Genomic DNA, 11,783 nt, shown 5'->3' with positions numbered 1-11,783 from the left:
CAAATCCTTAATAGACTGTTGTAAACTTGTAGACTCCATAGCATCCAAATAAGGTATTGCTTTTTTAAATTTCATCATCAAACTATTTAAAAAAGTATAAGTAGGTTTTATACTATTATCTTTTTTGTATAATTTGTTGTATTCATTTAAGGTTAGATTGTAAACTTTCCTGACACAACCGAAATTCTTATGAAACTCTTCAATCTGTTCCGATGTAGGTTTAATTCTAACCTTAATGCCTATAATCCTCTCAACCATTAAAAATCAACCATATATTATTTTTTTGAATTAAATAATTTAATGATTCTTTAATCTAAAACATACACAAATTAAAGACTCACTAATATTAAATTAACAACATCCTACATATATAAAGAGACAGTAAGAGAGCAAATGATAATCAAAAAAAATTCCATATAAAAAAAATAATTATACTAATAAAAACAATCACGAAAAAAGTTTATACTGAAAATTAATACACATCAGTTATTATAAAATAAGATTATTTAAAAAAAATAACGATTTAAATCAGATAATTAACAAAAGTACACCCAATTTGCGATTCATCCTCGACTTACAGAAGTCGAGGTATTCTCGCATTTTTAAGATAAAAATGGGGTCATAGGGATTTGAACCCCAATCCGGGGATGTCTCTTGCCTCAGTACTCCAATTGTTCATCACAACAGGTACTGTTCAGTTACGCGTATATTTCTTCATAAGACAACTGGAGTCCCCGATGCTGCCAGGTTACACCATAACCCCACATAACATACAATAATAGATATGAGCCTAATAATATATAAACATTTGCAATTATTCAAATTTCATTTGCTTGTCAATACCTGCAATTTCATCAATTTCAAAACCTTTTTCTAGTGCATAATCCTTTTCTACACGATAATTTCCGTTTCTAGTTCTAGGAGTATCCTTTGGTTCTAAAAATAGCCATTTGGTGTATTTGAACCTAACTCCAATATATGGTTTTGCACCGAATATTTTTGAAAATTCACAAAGTGCAGTGATCTGTTCTTCCTCAATATAAATCTTATCCTTTGTGGTGGTTTTAACTTCAATAGCAAGATAAAATTTACCATTTCCAGCTAAAACATCTGGTAAAGGCCTTTTAGTAGCTCCTCCTGATGCCGGAGCCCTCATGGCTGCAAAATTCCTATCCCACAGTTTATGTACCAAATCCCTTTCTTCAGCAGAACCTTTTTTTGCCATATTAACACTCAAATAATAATCTAAATTTAAAGGTATATAAATTGAATGAGAGAGCATTTGAAAACTAATATCAGAAAAATAGCAATTGAAATTATTAATAGAATTTTTAAATTAAAATCAAAAAAAATAGTTTATATAAATGGGGCCGGAGCCGAGATTCGAACCCGAGTCCCGGGATCCACAGTCCCGGAGGATGACCGCCTACCCTACCCCGGCATTTATAAAATATTAAATAAAAAAAATTGTTAAAGTGCGGGAGCAGGGATTCGAACCCTGGAAGACCTGCGTCAACAGGTCCTAAACCTGTCCCCTTTGGCCTCTCGGGCACCCCCGCTTATAAAAAGTAAGGATACAAGAAACCATAAAAAATCTTAACAAGTTTTTTTGAATGCTCCGGCCGGGATTCGAACCCGAGTCTTCGGCTCGAAAGGCCGAAATGATTGGCCGGACTACACCACCGGAGCAAATACATACATTTTAATTAACATGGGCCCAATGGGGTTCGAACCCATGACCTTCCGGTTATGAGCCGGACGCTCTACCTGGCTAAGCTATGGGCCCAAAAGCGCCATCGACAGGGCTCGAACCTGTGACCAATCGGTTAACAGCCGAACGCTCTACCTACTGAGCTACGATGGCATGAGACACCCATCCAACTTAACCAAATAAAACCCATGATAAAAATCAAAAGACTTTAAACAGTAATTAATTGTATGTGATTACCTACTATATAAAGGTTTTGGTATTTCCAAAAATTTCATTGAAAAAACCATCAACATAAATAAATTAGTCTACCTACTATATAAACTTTAAGAACAATATATAAACTCATGGATTCAAACATATTCGACCTAATAAAAAAAGCCAATGACATTACTTTAAAAAATCATGGCAATCTGATAACCCTTGAAAGGGCTGTATTTCTATCCTGGTGGTGTGACAAGGGAGACTGTGCATTCTGCTACATGTCAACACAAAAAAATAAAATTAAAGACCCTAAAAAGGCAAGAAGAAACATCTACAACATCTATGCCGAAGCTGAAATGTGCAGCCGTCTGGACTGGAATATTGAATTCCTGTCCGGAGGCTATGAATCATTCACCACACAGGAAATAAAAGAGATTGCAACAACAATAAAGGACATTACCGGCGACGGAGTATGGTTGAATACCGGAATTACTGATGAACTGGAGGAATTCGGTTCAGAAATCAAGGGGATCACCGGTGCGGTCGAAGTTGCAAATCCCGATATCCACAAAAGAGTTTGTCCATCAAAAAAACTTGAAGACATAAGCAACATGATGGATGTGGCGGGAGATTTAGGATTTAAAAAGGCAATAACTATAATTTTGGGTCTTGGAGAAACATTGGAAGATGTTAACTACCTGATAGATTACATCAAAGAGCATAAAATAGATAGAGTGATATTTTACTCCCTAAATCCGCACAAGGAAACAATCTATGCAAACTCTTCCCAGCCTGCTTCACTTTACTATGCGCAGGTCGTCTCACAGGTAAGGCTGGCCTTTCCGGAAATAGAAATAATCTGCGGAACCTGGATTGACAATCTGGCAAATATCGGAATATTGATCTTGAGTGGAGCTAACGGAATAACCAAATTCCCATTATTTAAAATGTTTGGAACCAAATACGGGAAACGAGTTGAGGAAGAGGTCAAATGGGCAGGACGTGAACTTAAGGGAACATTCACTGACAAATCCCAATTAGGTCCGGAAAAAAGTGAAGTTTCGCCGGATTTGGATAAATTCATCAAAAGGTATGTTAAGGAATCCCTGAAAAATAAATACTGAAAAAAATTATTAATTATTTTCAGGCACAAATACTGAGGAACCCGATCACAAAACTAATTGATGAATTTGAAAACTAATTCTTTATTTTTCAAAAAACACCTAAAAACCCAAATTTTAACATATATTTATAAATTGAAATAAACAAATATAATGATAATATAAAAAATTATCCTAAAATGGAGGAATTATTATTAGTGACGATGTCGATATGATGTGTGGACTTGAAATCCACGTACAATTAGAAACCGAATCAAAATTATTCTGTGATTGTCCTACAAATTATCAGGACGCACCTATTAACTCAAACATTTGCCCAGTTTGTCTTAATCAACCGGGTGCAAAACCACATCCAACAAATGAAAAAGCGTTGGAAAATGCATTGATGATTGCTTTAATGCTCAACTGTGAAATAGACCAAGATGTTATTTATTTCATGAGAAAACATTACGATTACCCTGACTTGCCTTCAGGTTATCAGAGAACTTCCGTTCCAATTGGAATCAACGGAGAATTAAACGGAATTAGAATTCGTGAAATTCACGCTGAAGAAGATCCTGGACAATTCAAACCTGACAGAGGTACCGTGAACTTCAACCGTTCTGGAATCCCATTGGTTGAAATCGTTACAGAACCGGATATAAAATCTCCAGAAGAAGCAAGAAACTTCTTAAAAGAATTAATACGTGTTTTACAATACAGTGGAGGAGCACGTGGTGAAGGTACCATGAGGGCAGACGTAAACATTTCCATCAATGGAGGAAACAGGGTGGAAATGAAAAACGTTAACTCCATCAAAGGTGCATACAAAGCATTGAAATTTGAACTTGTAAGACAAAAAAACCTTATGAAAAGAGGAGTGGAAGTCAAACAGGAAACTCGTGCTTACCTCGAATCTCAAATGATTACCGTAGGTATGAGGATGAAAGAGGATGCTGATGACTACAGATTCATTACAGATCCTGACTTGCCACCAATGAAAATTTCCGATGAAACAATTCAAAGAATCCTCGACACAATGCCTGAAGCACCACACAACAAAGTGAAAAGATTTGTTGAAGATTATGATATTGATGAAGAATCCGCTAAGGTATTAACCTCAGAACTTGATTTGGCAATTGCATATGAAGAAGTTGTAAAAGAGGTGGATTCCAAATTTGCAGCCAAAGTAATGAGAGATGAACTTAAACGTGTTTTATCATATAATAAATTAGACTTTTCAGACAGTGGAATTACCTCTAAAGATCTGATTGAATTCTTAAGTATGATGCAAAACAAAGAGATTACCGCTAAAGCAGCTCATAAAATCATCGAACAAATGCCTAATAACGAAAAATCTCCAAAAGAAATTGCAGAGGAATTAGGTTTACTTGGTGTTGTAAAAGATGATGAAGTGCTTGCAGCAGTTAAACAGGCAATTGATGAAAATCCAAAGGCTGTACAAGATTATTTAGATGGACAAAAAGCTTCACTTAATTTCTTAGTTGGTCAAGTAATGAGATTAACCCGTGGAAAAGCTGATCCTGGAGAAACCGTTAAGCTATTAAGAGAAAATATCGAATAGGAGTGACCTTAATGGCTGAAAAGAAATCCTTTGTAAAAGATTACATGACAAAAAACGTTATTAGCGTTTCTCCAGATACTGAAACTGATAAGATTATAGAATTAATGAGAGAGAGTCACCACAACAGTTATCCTGTAGTTGATAATGGAAAATTAGTGGGAATGGTGACTGCGTTCGACATTGTAGCTAAAGAATGGGCAGATACAGTTTCAGGAATAATGAGTACAAAACTTGTAGTTGCAAACCAGGAATTATCCATTAATGACGCTTCAAGAGTTATGTTTAGAAGAGGTATTTCAAGGATGCCTGTTGTCGATACTAACGGAACCCTTGTAGGAATTATCACAAATACAGACATGGTCAGATCACACATTGAAAGGTCAACTCCAAACAAGGTAGAATACTTTAAAAATACTATGGAACAGTTATACGGCATCAAAACTACTTTAAAACACATGCCGGTTGAAACAAAAAAATTAAGACCTACACAGGACAGGGTATATGCTGATGAACTTGAAGGAAGAGCCTATGAACTTGAAAAGGGACTGGCAGAACCTGCAATTGTGGTTAAAACCGGTGACAGATGGATTCTAGTTGACGGACATCACAGAGCGGTGGCCTCAGCACAAAGAGGATATGAAACCGTGGACTCATATGTTGTTGATTTAGGTCAGGACATAAAGTTAGGTATGGAAAAAACTGCGGACAAGGCAGGAATAAAAACTTTTGATGACATTGAAATAATCGATGATGATAAACATCCATTAATTGCACTTACTGAAAGCCTTCAAGACCAAGAATCAAAAGGTGATTAATGATGGAGAAGGATAAGATTATAAGAGAAGTTTATGAAGTATTGGAATCTAGAAGGGATAACCCCATCGATTCATACACTTCCAACATCATGCAAGACAGTGACAAAAAAGCTGAAGATAAAATACTTGAAAAAGTAGCTGAAGAAGCAGGAGAAGTTATTATCGCTTCAAAAAATGATGAAAATCTTGTATATGAATCTGTTGATTTAATATTCCATACACTATTGCTTCTTGCTTATAAAGGCATAGAACTTGATGAAGTCTTCGATGAATTCGCAAGAAGGCACAAATAGAAAAAATTATATTAATATTTAATAATAAATTAATGTTATTCAATTGAATTAATGGTAAAACAATGTTTGACACATTATCTGAAAAAAAATTTTTATTAAAACAACTCGTTAAAAGAGATTTGACTTCAAAATATAAGGATTCCGTTTTAGGAATTCTATGGAGTTTTTTAAATCCTCTTTTTATAATGTTAGTATTTACAGCAATTTTTTCCATGTTATTTGGTCGTCAAATTGAAAATTATCCCGTTTATTTCCTTTCAGGAAGAGTAATTTACGATTTTTATAACTCCGCAACAAAAGGTGCAATGCAATCAATCAGATCAAATGCAAACCTATTGAAAAAAATTTATGTACCCAAATACATGTTTACAGTAAGTAAGGTTTGCTATGAATTTATTAACTTCCTTATATCCTTTGTGATATTATTTGGAGTTATGCTGATAACTGGAGCTTCATTCCACATTACATCAATTTTCGCAATAATTCCATTAGCTTTATTGGTAATACTGATATTCGGAGTTGGTCTGATTTTAGCTGTATGCAATACATATTTTTCAGATATTGGTCATTTGTACAATGTATTTGCATTGATTTTAATGTATGCTTCCGCATTATTCTACCCTATAGAAATCGTTCCGGCAAGAGTTCAAATCATATTCACATTAAACCCTCTATATTCAGCAATTACCTGCTTTAGAGAAGCGGTCGTATATGGAGTATTTCCGGACTTATGGACCCTTGCATACCTTGCGGTATTCGCATTTGCAGTATTAGGAATTGGAATTTTATTATTCAGCATATATGAGAAAAAATTAGCATTAGAAATATAGTTAGGTTTTACTATGGGTTTTAAAGACATCATTTCAAATTTATTTAATAAAAATTCAAAAAGGCAAATGCTCGATAATGATAATGAAATTGCCATCAAAGTCGAACATTTGACCATGGAATTTAAAATTACAAAGGATAAAATTGATACACTCAAAGAATATGTCATTAGAACTCTAAAAAACAATAAAAATGACAAAAAGAAGATTAGAGTCCTGGATGACATCACATTTAATATTTATAAAGGGGACAGAGTAGGCATTCTAGGATTTAATGGTGCCGGAAAAAGTACTCTTTTAAAAATTTTAGCGGGAATTTATGAACCTACTTATGGTAAAATCACAATTAACGGCAAGGTTGCACCATTACTTGAATTAGGTGCCGGTTTTGATAAAAATTACACTGGAAAAAACAATATTTATTTAAATGGCGCTTTCTTAAGTATGGATGAAAAATTCATTAACAGCAAATATGATGAGATTATAGAATTCTCCGAACTTGGAGAGTACATTAACTATCCAGTTAAAAATTATTCATCAGGAATGCGTGCCAAATTAGGTTTTTCTATTGCTACATTAGTGGAGCCGGATATACTAATCATTGATGAGATCTTATCCGTAGGAGACATTAAATTCAGAAAAAAAAGTTCAGAAAAAATCAGATCAATGATGCAGGATGGAGTCACCGTACTTCTTGTTTCACATTCTATCGGTCAGATTCGTGACATTTGCGACAAATGCATTTGGATTGAAGATGGACATCTTATAATGGAAGGAGAAGCTAATGAAGTATGTGACGCTTATATCAAAAGTGCCGAATCAAGTCAAAAATAGGTCATAACATGGATAAACGATGGATATTAATATTAATCATAATAATTATTGCAATAATATGCGGATATGCAGTCGTATCTTCTTCAAACACCGTTGGTAATGCAATAATAGATATACACAAATCTACTGCTGTCTTACCACCAGAATTTTCAGTTACAGATTCTGGGTCATACAGTACTGAATTGACAAAAAGAGAAGGTGTTGAAAAGATATACATTGAAGATTTAGGTAAAACAGATGTCGCAGGGAAAAGTTTTAATGATAAAGTGAAAGAATTATCCCATGAAGATGACATTAAAATCCTGCAGAATTCAACCAATACAACTAATAAGTACAAATATTATGTAGTTTATTATCAAAACAGTTCTAATCCTCATTCCGGATATTTATCAACTTCATATCTGTATTCACATAACCATACATTCATATTCAACTGTTCTAAATTCCATAGCATTGATGAAATTAACGAAAATCTAAAGCTATTAGTTACCACAATTAAACCGGATTATAAAAAGTCACAGGAGTAATCATTAAATGCAAATTAATTTTTCAGTGATTATTGCAGCGTATAATTCTGAAAAATGGATTGAAGAATGTTTAAATTCATTAATTTTTCAAGATATTGGATTTGAAGAGAATATTGAAGTTATTATTGTTGATGACAACAGCCTAGACAATACAAAAAGCGTCTGTAAAAAGTTTATTGATAAATTTCCAGATAATTTCAAATATATCCGCAATGATGAAAATCTAGGACCTGCAATTTCCAGAAACATCGGTTTAGATAATGCAAACGGAAAATATGTAAATTTCCTAGACAGTGACGATTATTTCTCAAAAACTACCTTTAAAAATGTATTAAATTTCTTTGACACACATGAAGAAACAGATATAGTGTCAATACCCATATTTTTCTTTGAAGACAGGCAGGGCCCTCACTATCTAAACAAGAAATTTGATGAAAGCAAAACTGTAAACCTTATAGAAAATCCTCAATATTACCAATTGTCCGCACCGTCAAGCTTTGTCAAAAAAAGTGCAGCAAACGGTATTAAATTTCCAAACATAGTTACATCTGAGGATGTGGTGTTTGTAAATGAAATACTGATTAATAACCCGAATTTGGGATTGTGTTGCGAAGGAAGATACAATTATAGAAAAAGACGGGAAAAAAGCTCCATTATAGATAATTCTCAATCAGATAAGAATTATTATATTCCAAGGGTTGAAAAGTACTTTAATTACTTATTTGATAAAAGTGAAGAGAAATACGGGCAAATTCCAAAATTCATACAGAATGTAATCATGTATGACATTTCATGGTTATTTAAGGTCAATAGTATCCCAGAGATATTGGAAGGTGAGGAATTAATCAAATTTAAAAAGTCATTAGAAGATATCATAAAAAAGATTGATGATGAAATTATCCTAAACTATGAATTTTTCGACAGATACGATAAAATCAATGCATTCTTATTAAAATATGGAACCTATTCCCATCCGATATTTTCTCAATTCCAACCGGACACCATAGTTATAGACAATTATGATATCATTGAAGACAAATTGCGTGTGCTATTCGATATTTATGATTTCAATAGTGTGGACATTGAGGCATATGTCAATAATGAAAAAATTGCCCTGAAAGAACTCAAGTTTCCTCAAAGGGATAAAAGATATCTCGATTACATTTACTGTGAAAACTTTTCCTTTGAATTCGAAATAGACCTGTCAAAAAATAAAGAGTACACAATTGAATTTAAAAACAAAAACCAAACGTTAAACATCGATTTTTCAAGGCCTTGTAACTTTTCAAAGATTGTCGGATATGCAAAAACTAAAGATTACTTAAGCATTTTACAGGACAATAAGATACATATAACACATAAGACCACAATGAAATGGATTAAACAGGAAATCAAAGCATTGATTCATATGTTTAAAGAAAAAGAACAGGGATATAAAGTTGGAATTCCATTTAGGATAATGTATATGATTGGATATCCATTCTTGAAAAACAAGCATATCTGGTTTTTTATGGACCGTCCTGAAGTGGCAGACGACAACGGAATGCACCTTTTCAGATATGCCGTTGACAAGGATCCGGACATTAAAAAATATTTCATAATCAAAAAGGACAGCCCCGATTATAGTGAAATGGAAAAAACCGGCAATGTTTTAGGATTTAAATCGATTAAACATAGATTTTTAGGACTGTTTGTTGAAAATATCGTGACCTCCCAACCGGACAATGAACTCATATATCCGTTTTGGGGAAGTTATCCTCATTTGGCGGGACTTCACAAATCAAACAATGTCTTTTTACAGCACGGAATAATTAAGGATGACATCTCCTCATGGTTAAATAAATACAACATGAATCTTTCATTCTTTTTAACAAGCGCACCACTCGAATACGAATCCATTTTCAAGCATCCATACAATTATGATGAAAATGTAGTGCAGTTGCTGGGCCTTCCAAGATACGATACCTTGGAAAATAATGAGAATAAAAAGCAGATTATCATAATGCCCTCATGGAGAAGGGAATTTACCCGAAAATCCGCCAACTACATTACCGAAAGTGAATTCTTTAAAAGATTCAATTCACTGATAAACAATGAAAAATTAATCGAAGCCTGCAGGCAGCACGATTATGAGATAATATTCAAGCCTCACCCTAACGTCTATAAATTCATTGATCTGTTTGACAAAAATGACTATGTAACAATAGCTGACAGCAAAATAAAATATCAGCCACTCTTCAATAACGGATCATTGCTGATTACAGACTATTCATCAGTGGCATTCGACTTTTCATATCTCCATAAACCTATATTATACTATCACTACAGTGATGACTATCATTTCGATTTAAACGACAGTTACTTTGACTATGAGACCATGGGTTTCGGTGAAGTGATTAAAGATGAAAAAGAACTGGTGGACTTGATTATAGATTATATTGAAAACGACTGTCAGATAAAGGATGAATATTCAAAAAGAATCGATGAATTTTTCCTATACAACGACAAGGAAAACTGTAAAAGAGTATATGATGCAATAAAAAAATTACCTCTTAAGGACTAATTCCATATTGTGCATTCCCCTTTCAAAACTGAGGAATTTCAGTCTTTTTTTATTAAACTCTCTAAATCCTATTTTTTCATATAATCTTTTTGCACCTTCATTTCTGAAATCGGCATCCAGGATTACACGATTCAGATTTTGGCTTTTGGCATAATCAATGACTTCAAGAAGAACCTGTTTACCCAAACCCTGACCCCTCAGTGAAGAGTCTATTGCAATTTCAGCAATATAGAGGTCTCCCGGTCCAACATCACACAATACAAAATAATCCAGTATATCTACTATCAACAGCCTCAGTGACCGGAAGTTGAAGTGTCTCGGAAACTTGTCTATATAATATATAAGCATCCCAATTATGTTATCATCGTCATCCAAGATTACAGTGAAGGTCTCCAAATCCTCATTTTCAAGGCTTTTTGAAATGGTCTTAACAGCACTGTCAGGTGATTTGAAAAGCATGTCAAATGTCCTAAAATCAACATCATAAACAAACCTGGCCACTTTGGACACATCATGTATCTTGGGATTGAAAGTCTCATATCTCATTTAATCACTTTTTACAATCGTAAGAGCAAATACTCCCGCTCCAAAACCGTTGTCAATATTTACTACCGCTATTCCGGGAGCGCATGACTGAAGCATAGCATCAAGTGCCACCCTTCCGCCTTCACCGACACCATATCCTACGGATGTCGGAACTCCAATGACCGGAACATCCACCAATCCGGCCACAACGGACGGGAGCGCCCCTTCCATTCCCGCACATACGATGAATGCCTTCACATCCTCCTTTACCATATGTGCAATCTGTGGAAACAGCCTGTGGATTCCGGCAACCCCTATGTCATAGGAGGTAATGGCTTCGCACCCTCCTTCCTCAACGATTACGCGTGCCTCTTCTGCAATATTGATGTCTGATGTTCCTGCAGTTATAATGCCTATTTTGGCTTTCGGTTGTCTTTTAGTGATTTTCTTTCTGATGATTAGAATCTGTGCCCTCTTGTTATATTCAACAATATAGGGGTTTTCACCCAAATCTTTTAAAATCCTTTCGTATCTTTCATTGGATAATTTGGTTATAATCAAATCTTCATCGCTGTTTTCAAGATAATTTTTGATAATTGTAATCAGATCTTCATAATCCTTGCTTGGAGAAAATATTGCCTCCGGAAAACCTGTCCTATCGGTTCTTTTAATGTCAAACTTGGCAATGTCATCAAACTCCAGAATGTTTTCAGCCTTCAGGAGTTTTTCAGCTTCATCTATATTTACTTCCCCACGTACCAATCTTTCAAGAATATCTTTCATAATATAATATATAGGATAA

The 11,783-nt window shown here is 34.3% G+C and carries 12 protein-coding genes and 6 tRNA genes; 8 read left to right on the top strand and 10 right to left on the bottom strand.

What is annotated here, in order from left to right; translation table 11 throughout:
- From QZV03_RS00600 to QZV03_RS00565, 8 genes are all read right to left on the bottom strand, one after another.
- The coding region (locus tag QZV03_RS00600; RefSeq protein WP_296873771.1) for a helix-turn-helix domain-containing protein at positions 1-258 on the bottom strand (258 nt) is incomplete at its 3' end.
- Positions 259-614: 356 nt separating this feature from the next.
- A tRNA-Trp gene (locus QZV03_RS00595) sits at positions 615-763 on the bottom strand.
- Between the two features lie 51 nt (positions 764-814).
- Positions 815-1,225, bottom strand: a complete 411-nt coding sequence (hjc, locus tag QZV03_RS00590; protein WP_296873770.1) for a Holliday junction resolvase Hjc — start codon at positions 1,223-1,225, stop codon at positions 815-817.
- 140 nt (positions 1,226-1,365) lie between these two features.
- Positions 1,366-1,441, bottom strand: a tRNA-His gene (locus tag QZV03_RS00585).
- 35 nt (positions 1,442-1,476) lie between these two features.
- Positions 1,477-1,559, bottom strand: a tRNA-Leu gene (locus QZV03_RS00580).
- A gap of 55 nt (positions 1,560-1,614) precedes the next feature.
- Positions 1,615-1,689 (bottom strand) — tRNA-Glu (locus QZV03_RS00575).
- A gap of 23 nt (positions 1,690-1,712) precedes the next feature.
- Positions 1,713-1,786, bottom strand: a tRNA-Ile gene (locus tag QZV03_RS00570).
- 5 nt (positions 1,787-1,791) lie between these two features.
- Positions 1,792-1,864 (bottom strand) — tRNA-Asn (locus tag QZV03_RS00565).
- A 191-nt stretch (positions 1,865-2,055) separates the two neighbouring features.
- Here QZV03_RS00565 and QZV03_RS00560 point away from each other — a divergent pair.
- From QZV03_RS00560 to QZV03_RS00525, 8 genes are all read left to right on the top strand, one after another.
- Positions 2,056-3,036 (top strand): radical SAM protein, encoded by a 981-nt coding sequence (locus tag QZV03_RS00560; protein WP_296873769.1) that lies wholly within the window; start codon positions 2,056-2,058, stop codon positions 3,034-3,036.
- 208 nt (positions 3,037-3,244) lie between these two features.
- Complete coding sequence (gatB, locus tag QZV03_RS00555) at positions 3,245-4,597, top strand: Asp-tRNA(Asn)/Glu-tRNA(Gln) amidotransferase subunit GatB (protein WP_296873768.1); 1,353 nt, start codon at positions 3,245-3,247, stop codon at positions 4,595-4,597.
- Between the two features lie 11 nt (positions 4,598-4,608).
- On the top strand, positions 4,609-5,412 hold the full coding sequence (locus tag QZV03_RS00550) for a CBS domain-containing protein (protein ID WP_296873767.1): 804 nt from the start codon (positions 4,609-4,611) through the stop codon (positions 5,410-5,412).
- A 2-nt stretch (positions 5,413-5,414) separates the two neighbouring features.
- Complete coding sequence (hisE, locus tag QZV03_RS00545) at positions 5,415-5,705, top strand: phosphoribosyl-ATP diphosphatase (RefSeq protein WP_296873775.1); 291 nt, start codon at positions 5,415-5,417, stop codon at positions 5,703-5,705.
- Positions 5,706-5,767: 62 nt separating this feature from the next.
- Positions 5,768-6,535, top strand: coding sequence for an ABC transporter permease (locus QZV03_RS00540; protein WP_296873766.1), 768 nt, complete (start codon positions 5,768-5,770; stop codon positions 6,533-6,535).
- A gap of 12 nt (positions 6,536-6,547) precedes the next feature.
- Positions 6,548-7,366 carry an ABC transporter ATP-binding protein gene (locus tag QZV03_RS00535; RefSeq protein WP_296873765.1) on the top strand — a complete coding sequence of 273 codons (819 nt, stop codon included), beginning with the start codon at positions 6,548-6,550 and terminating at the stop codon, positions 7,364-7,366.
- An 8-nt stretch (positions 7,367-7,374) separates the two neighbouring features.
- Positions 7,375-7,893 carry a hypothetical protein gene (locus tag QZV03_RS00530; protein WP_296873764.1) on the top strand — a complete coding sequence of 173 codons (519 nt, stop codon included), beginning with the start codon at positions 7,375-7,377 and terminating at the stop codon, positions 7,891-7,893.
- Between the two features lie 7 nt (positions 7,894-7,900).
- Positions 7,901-10,456, top strand: coding sequence for a CDP-glycerol:glycerophosphate glycerophosphotransferase (locus QZV03_RS00525; protein WP_296873763.1), 2,556 nt, complete (start codon positions 7,901-7,903; stop codon positions 10,454-10,456).
- On the opposite strand, the gene QZV03_RS00520 is transcribed toward QZV03_RS00525, so the two are convergent.
- Together QZV03_RS00520 and larB are read right to left on the bottom strand one after the other, a co-directional pair.
- Positions 10,439-11,002, bottom strand: coding sequence for a GNAT family N-acetyltransferase (locus QZV03_RS00520; protein ID WP_296873762.1), 564 nt, complete (start codon positions 11,000-11,002; stop codon positions 10,439-10,441). The two genes, QZV03_RS00525 and QZV03_RS00520, sit on opposite strands and share 18 nt — an antisense overlap.
- Positions 11,003-11,764, bottom strand: a complete 762-nt coding sequence (larB, locus tag QZV03_RS00515; RefSeq protein ID WP_296873761.1) for a nickel pincer cofactor biosynthesis protein LarB — start codon at positions 11,762-11,764, stop codon at positions 11,003-11,005.
- Positions 11,765-11,783 lie beyond the last annotated feature (19 nt).

Source organism: uncultured Methanobrevibacter sp. (assembly GCF_902788255.1).
Lineage (GTDB): Archaea > Methanobacteriota > Methanobacteria > Methanobacteriales > Methanobacteriaceae > Methanocatella.
Note: the sequence above shows the minus strand (reverse complement) of the source record. Positions and strands in the feature narration are given on the sequence as shown.

Coding starts and splice junctions, on each gene's coding strand:
- hjc (WP_296873770.1), bottom strand. CDS start 1,225: ATGGCAAAAAAAGGTTCTGCTGAAGAAAGGGATTTGGTACATAAACTG.
- QZV03_RS00560 (WP_296873769.1), top strand. CDS start 2,056: ATGGATTCAAACATATTCGACCTAATAAAAAAAGCCAATGACATTACT.
- gatB (WP_296873768.1), top strand. CDS start 3,245: ATGATGTGTGGACTTGAAATCCACGTACAATTAGAAACCGAATCAAAA.
- QZV03_RS00550 (WP_296873767.1), top strand. CDS start 4,609: ATGGCTGAAAAGAAATCCTTTGTAAAAGATTACATGACAAAAAACGTT.
- hisE (WP_296873775.1), top strand. CDS start 5,415: ATGGAGAAGGATAAGATTATAAGAGAAGTTTATGAAGTATTGGAATCT.
- QZV03_RS00540 (WP_296873766.1), top strand. CDS start 5,768: ATGTTTGACACATTATCTGAAAAAAAATTTTTATTAAAACAACTCGTT.
- QZV03_RS00535 (WP_296873765.1), top strand. CDS start 6,548: ATGGGTTTTAAAGACATCATTTCAAATTTATTTAATAAAAATTCAAAA.
- QZV03_RS00530 (WP_296873764.1), top strand. CDS start 7,375: ATGGATAAACGATGGATATTAATATTAATCATAATAATTATTGCAATA.
- QZV03_RS00525 (WP_296873763.1), top strand. CDS start 7,901: ATGCAAATTAATTTTTCAGTGATTATTGCAGCGTATAATTCTGAAAAA.
- QZV03_RS00520 (WP_296873762.1), bottom strand. CDS start 11,002: ATGAGATATGAGACTTTCAATCCCAAGATACATGATGTGTCCAAAGTG.
- larB (WP_296873761.1), bottom strand. CDS start 11,764: ATGAAAGATATTCTTGAAAGATTGGTACGTGGGGAAGTAAATATAGAT.